The sequence below is a fragment of the Xenophilus azovorans DSM 13620 genome, from assembly GCF_000745855.1.
GTDB classification, from domain to species: Bacteria; Pseudomonadota; Gammaproteobacteria; order Burkholderiales; family Burkholderiaceae_C; genus Xenophilus; species Xenophilus azovorans.
In genome coordinates this window covers 1-4,817 of the sequence record NZ_JQKD01000108.1, presented here as the reverse complement: position 1 = coordinate 4,817, position 4,817 = coordinate 1, and the positions used below count along the sequence as shown (strand labels likewise).

7 protein-coding genes and 2 pseudogenes are annotated in these 4,817 nt (G+C 63.9%); 6 read left to right on the top strand and 3 right to left on the bottom strand.

Annotation, left to right across the window (positions count from 1 at the left end):
- The 3 genes from Q392_RS26115 to Q392_RS26105 all read right to left on the bottom strand — a co-directional run.
- Nucleotides 1–281: transposase (locus tag Q392_RS26115; RefSeq protein WP_038215390.1), on the bottom strand; the 281-nt coding region annotated here is incomplete at its 3' end.
- Between the two features lie 125 nt (nt 282–406).
- Nucleotides 407–1,015: a glutathione S-transferase family protein gene (locus Q392_RS26110; protein WP_038215387.1), complete on the bottom strand. Its 609-nt coding sequence runs from the start codon at nt 1,013–1,015 to the stop codon at nt 407–409.
- A 32-nt stretch (nt 1,016–1,047) separates the two neighbouring features.
- Nucleotides 1,048–1,632, bottom strand: a complete 585-nt coding sequence (locus Q392_RS26105; protein ID WP_038215386.1) for an isochorismatase family protein — start codon at nt 1,630–1,632, stop codon at nt 1,048–1,050.
- A 145-nt stretch (nt 1,633–1,777) separates the two neighbouring features.
- Between Q392_RS26105 and Q392_RS26100 the strand changes: the two genes are divergently transcribed.
- The 6 genes and pseudogenes from Q392_RS26100 to Q392_RS26085 form a co-directional block, all read left to right on the top strand.
- A complete protein-coding gene (locus Q392_RS26100) occupies nt 1,778–2,641 on the top strand; it encodes a LysR family transcriptional regulator (RefSeq protein WP_245610829.1) in 864 nt (287 codons plus the stop codon).
- Nucleotides 2,642–3,121: 480 nt separating this feature from the next.
- Nucleotides 3,122–3,319: a hypothetical protein gene (locus tag Q392_RS31530; protein ID WP_051953979.1), complete on the top strand. Its 198-nt coding sequence runs from the start codon at nt 3,122–3,124 to the stop codon at nt 3,317–3,319.
- On the top strand, nt 3,320–3,442 hold the full coding sequence (locus tag Q392_RS34090; RefSeq protein ID WP_281173465.1) for a hypothetical protein: 123 nt from the start codon (nt 3,320–3,322) through the stop codon (nt 3,440–3,442).
- Between the two features lie 5 nt (nt 3,443–3,447).
- The gene (locus Q392_RS31525) at nt 3,448–3,768 is read left to right on the top strand and encodes a P-loop NTPase family protein (protein WP_211260308.1); all 321 of its coding nucleotides are present in this window, start codon (nt 3,448–3,450) and stop codon (nt 3,766–3,768) included.
- Nucleotides 3,769–3,993: 225 nt separating this feature from the next.
- Nucleotides 3,994–4,466 (top strand): annotated as a pseudogene (locus Q392_RS26090) (transposase); the annotation flags it as partial.
- 74 nt (nt 4,467–4,540) lie between these two features.
- Nucleotides 4,541–4,817 (top strand): annotated as a pseudogene (locus Q392_RS26085) (IS3 family transposase); the annotation flags it as partial.

Here is a 4,817-nt window from a genome sequence, read left to right as displayed (position 1 = left end):
AGGATTTCCACGTCCAGCTTCGCTTCGGCCAGTTCCCTGCGCAGGCGGCTGTTCTCAGCTTCCAGCTCACTGACGGGGCGCCGGGCGGGTGAATCACCCGACGCTACCGTACCGCCGGTGGTGGCCGAGGCAACACCGCGCCTGGACCAGTTTCCCACCGTGGCCACCGGCACGCCCAGGCGCCGCGCTGCCTCGTGGCCGCCCACCGAGGCCGCCAGCCTGACGGCCTCGGCCTTGAATTCCTCTGTGTACTGCCTCTTGGGCAGCCTGCCTTCTTTCATCTCGATTCTCCGTACCTTTGAAGTTTCCAACTTCTTGCTGTACGTGAAATCTAGGCAGGGTCAGGTCAGGTTCTCGGCAACGTGAATGCCTGATCTGTCCAGCCCGCCCGTTGTGATGGCTTCGTTCAGGTCGAGCGGCGCAACACGTCTTGCACCGTCAGGTCCTGCTCCATGCGCGCATAGAAGCGCGCCACGTTCGGGTAGTCCTTCCAGGTCTTGTCCAGCTTGCTGGTCCAGCGCGCCATGACGAAGGCATAGGCGTCCGCGACAGTGCGGCGACCTCTGTACACGTGGCTGCCCTGGCCGATCATCCGGTCGAGATGCTGCATCACCCGGTCGATGCGCGTGTGCGCTGCGGCGCGGACATCGTCCAGTGCTTGGAGCGCGTGATTGGTCGTGTAGCGCTGGGGGGTGAAGAAGGGCCAGAACGCCGGATGGAAATCGCCCGTCAGGAAGGCCATGATCTCGGCGAACTCGAAACGGCCGTGGACGTCATCGTCCGTGCCGAGTCGTGCATCGGGATGCGTTTCCGCGATGTACGTCAGGATCGCATCGGACTGCGTCATGGCGCGCGGGCCGCCGGTATCGAGCGCAGGCACCATGCCCAGCGGGTTGACGCGCCGGAACGCCTCTGAGGCGGAGTCGGCCCGGACGGCTTCGAACTCAGCGCCGGCCCATTCCAGGGCGATCCAGCACGCCACAGCGCAGGTGCCCGGTGCGTAGTAGAGCTTCACGGGTCGATCCTGCAAATCTGGCGTGCTGGCGCTCATGCCTGCAAAGCCTGGCTGAGCACCGCGACGAGCTCGCCGCCTTCCGGCGTCGACCAGTCACCGGCCAAGCCCGCCAGCAATTGGTTGGTGCCCAGCAGGGTGGCACCGGCGCGCGCCATACGCTCGAGCGCCAGTTCGTCCGCCATCTTGCCGGGGGAGCCGCCGGCATCGGCCGCCACCAGCACGTGATGGCCCTGTTCGAGCAGCGTGAGGACGGGAAAGACCGTGCACACGTCGTTCGTAACACCGGCGACGATGAGCGTCTCGCGCCCCGTCGCCTTGACGGCCGCCGCGAACTTCTCGTCGTTCATGGCATTGACGATGCCGGCGCGCTGGATGCGCGATTTGAACGCCGTCGGCAGGATCGTCTCGAGTTCGCTCAGCAGCGGTCCCTGCGCATGGCCTTCCATGCTCGATGTCAGGACCACGGGCAGTTTCAGGATACCGGCGGTCCTGGCCAGCATCAGCGCGTTGCGCTTCATCTCCTCGAAGGGGATCGACTTGACCCAACTCATCGTGCCGACCTGATGGTCGATGAGCAGAAGGGCGGCATCACGCCAGGATGCAAGTGTGTCGGCCATGGCCATTCTCCAGCGGCGCACGGAGGACGACATTGCCATCCGTGCCGTGTCCGCACTATCCACTGAACCATATTTGGTGTAAATACAGAAAAACTGGATTCAGAATGCCATTTCTGCAGCAATGAAGGCCGATCCCTTGAGAGATATGAGCCTGTTCGTCGAGGTGGCGCGCGCCCGGAGTTTTCGCCGCGCCGCAGAGGCGCTGGGCATGCCAAGTTCGACGCTGTCGCGACGGATTGTTGCGCTGGAGCGTGCGATCGGCCTGCGCCTGCTGCACCGCACGACGCGCCGCATCGAACTGACCGAGGCCGGTCAGATTTATTTCGAGCGCAGCCGGCACATCGTCGAAGAGGCACGCTTGGCGCACGAACAGCTTGGCGGCCTGGTATCGCAGCCGCGAGGCGTGCTGCGGGTCTCGCTGCCCGTGGACTTTGCGACTGTGTTCCTGGCCCGATGTCTTCCGGGGTTCTGCCGCCGCTATCCCGAGATCGAGTTCGAGTTCGATCTGACGCCGCGCCGGGTCGATCTCGTGGCCGAGCCTTTTGATGTGGCCATTCGCATGGGCGAGTTGCCGGACTCGCACCTTATCAGCCGCAAGATCGCGGAGGTGCCGCGCTATCTCTACGCGTCGCCGCAGTATCTCGATGTCCACGGTCAACCCCGTAACCCGGATGAACTGGCGCGGCACGCCTGCCTGCTATTCCCCAATGAGTCCAAGTGGACATTGCTGCGTGACGGCGTCAAACGGGAAGTTTGCGTGGCCGGCCGGTTTCGTCTCAACAACGTGGGCATGATGCAGCGCTTGGCGGTCGAGGGGCTAGGCATCGCCATGCTTGCCGAGGAAGCTGTGCGGGCAACGCCTGCAGCGCGGCATCTGCGGCGGGTGTTGCCCGATTGGCAGGCGTCCTCCATCGCGGTACATGCGATCACCGAGACGCGGCTGCTGCCGGCAAAGACCCAACACTTCATCGAGTACCTGAAGGAGCATCTTTCGCAGCGTGCCGCGTGATTGCATGCATCTCTAGGATATGACTTCTGACTCAGGAGTAGGCGTGCCCGGCGGTCCGGACCGAGCCCGGCGCGACCGTCGAACGACTGGCCTCCAGCGGGGGCGTGGCTGCGGAGTTCATCTTCGTCCACCAGCAGCTCGTGGTGATCGAGTCGCTGACGTCGCCCGCGACGGCTACTTCTTCACCGAACTGGAGCGAGGTACCGGCCTGTCCGCGGACCAGAAGCCTTGCAGGTGCTCGTGGAGCAACGCGTGCTGCGCGGTGGGCGTGGCCCGTCTGGTCAGTCAGAGCGGCGCCCGCCTTGGCGCGTAGGTGTCGTCGTCGAAAACTGGATGAGCAGCCCCGCGGGGTTGCCGGCGGATCGTGACTCACTACGAGCGCCTCGGCAGCCTGGTCAAGGAGATTGATCTTCCTATCGGAGCCATGGGTGCCGACGAGGCCCACTACCTGAGGAGTACGACTTCGGGTGCCCCGGGAACATGTTCCTGCTGGCCGCGCGGAGACCGCGCCGCTTCGTGATGACAGGCACGCCGCTGCTCAATCGCGAGATCGAGATGCACACGCTGCTGCGTACGGCGGACCACCACCTGGGCAACCTGACACTGAATGGATTCGGCAAGGACTACGCCGGCGGCAGCGAGAACCGGGCGAAGCTGGCCGCTGCGCTCAAGGGGTGATTGCTCAGGCGCAGCAAGAACGTGCTGGAGGACCTGGACACGAAGACGATTCAGCTCTGCTACATCTCGCCGCCCGAGGGCCTGGGCGCCTACGGGGCGGTCTATAACGGCATGAGCTTGTGATGGCCATGCCCAAGATCGTCAAGTTGCGGCGCACGCTTGAAGCGCTGAAGATTCAGTTCCTCGACGAGACGGTCGAAAGCCTCTCTGAGGGCGACAAGATGGTCGGGTTGGACAGCCTCAAGAAGCGCCAGGCGGCGGTGGACGCCTTCCAGGGCGACCCGGAGGTGACGATGTTCCCGGGCACGACGTCGGCCGCAGGACTGGGAATCACGCTGACGGTCGGGAACTACGCGGCGTTCGCACCCCTGCCGTACACCCCTAGCGTTGATGCGGCAGGGCGAGGGTCGTGCTTTCCGCCTGGGGCAGCTGCGATGCTTCTCGGGTGAGCAGCATCGATTGAGCCGACGTTCGGACCATCCTTGGAACTGGTGTTGGTTTGACGGGTCGCCTCTTTCGTGGTGACGCAGCCGTGAAGAACCTGGCCCATAGTGCTTCCTTCCATTGAGGGGAGAAGAATGCACCATCAAACCCTGGGATCAAACACCTAGGAGTCTGGGCGGCAGAAGCCGGTTTCGCGTCCTCGACCGAGGGGCAACGCGCGTTCATGAGTCATGGCCGCGAACTACCTACCCTACGACCCGCAGCAGATGCTGCTGCTGCCCGAGGCGATGCAGGACTGGTTGCCCCAGGGGCATCTGACGCACTTCATCAGCGACACGGTCGACATGCTGGAACTGGGCGCGTTCCATGCCCGCTACGACAAGGACGGCCCGCGCAACCAGCCGTTTCATCCCGCCATGATGGTCAAGGCGCTGATCTACGGGTACGCCACGGGCGTGTTCAGCTCGCGTAAGATCGCGCGCAAGCTGCATGAGGACGTGGCCTTCCGAGTGCTGGCCGCGGGCAACTTCCCCGCGCACCGCACGATCCGGGACTTCCGCGCCCTGCACCTGTTGGAGCTGAGCGAGCTGTTCGTGCAGGTCGTTCGCCCGGCGCGCGAGACGGGCCTGGTCAAGCTGGGCACCATCGCAGTGTACGGCACCAAGGTCAAGCCAATGCGAGTCGCCACAAGGCGATGAGCTACGGCTGTTGGCGCCGGCCGAAAATTGACCCATCGGGGGTGCGGCGGATTTCTTGGACTACCGTTGGAGGTAGTTCATGTATTCATACGAAGATCGAGTTCGCGCAGTACAGCTGTACATCAAGTTGGGCAAGCGTTCTGGGGCGACCATTCGCCGGCTGGGCTACCCGACGAAGAATTCCCTGAAGAACTGGCATGAGGAGTACGAGCGACACCACGACCTGTCGCACGGCTATGTGCGCTCGAAGCCGAAGTACTCTCAGGCCCAGAAGGAACGGGCCGTCGAACACTACCTCGAGCACGGGCGCTGCATTGCCTTCACCGTCAAGGCGTTGGGCTATCCGGGCCGGGATT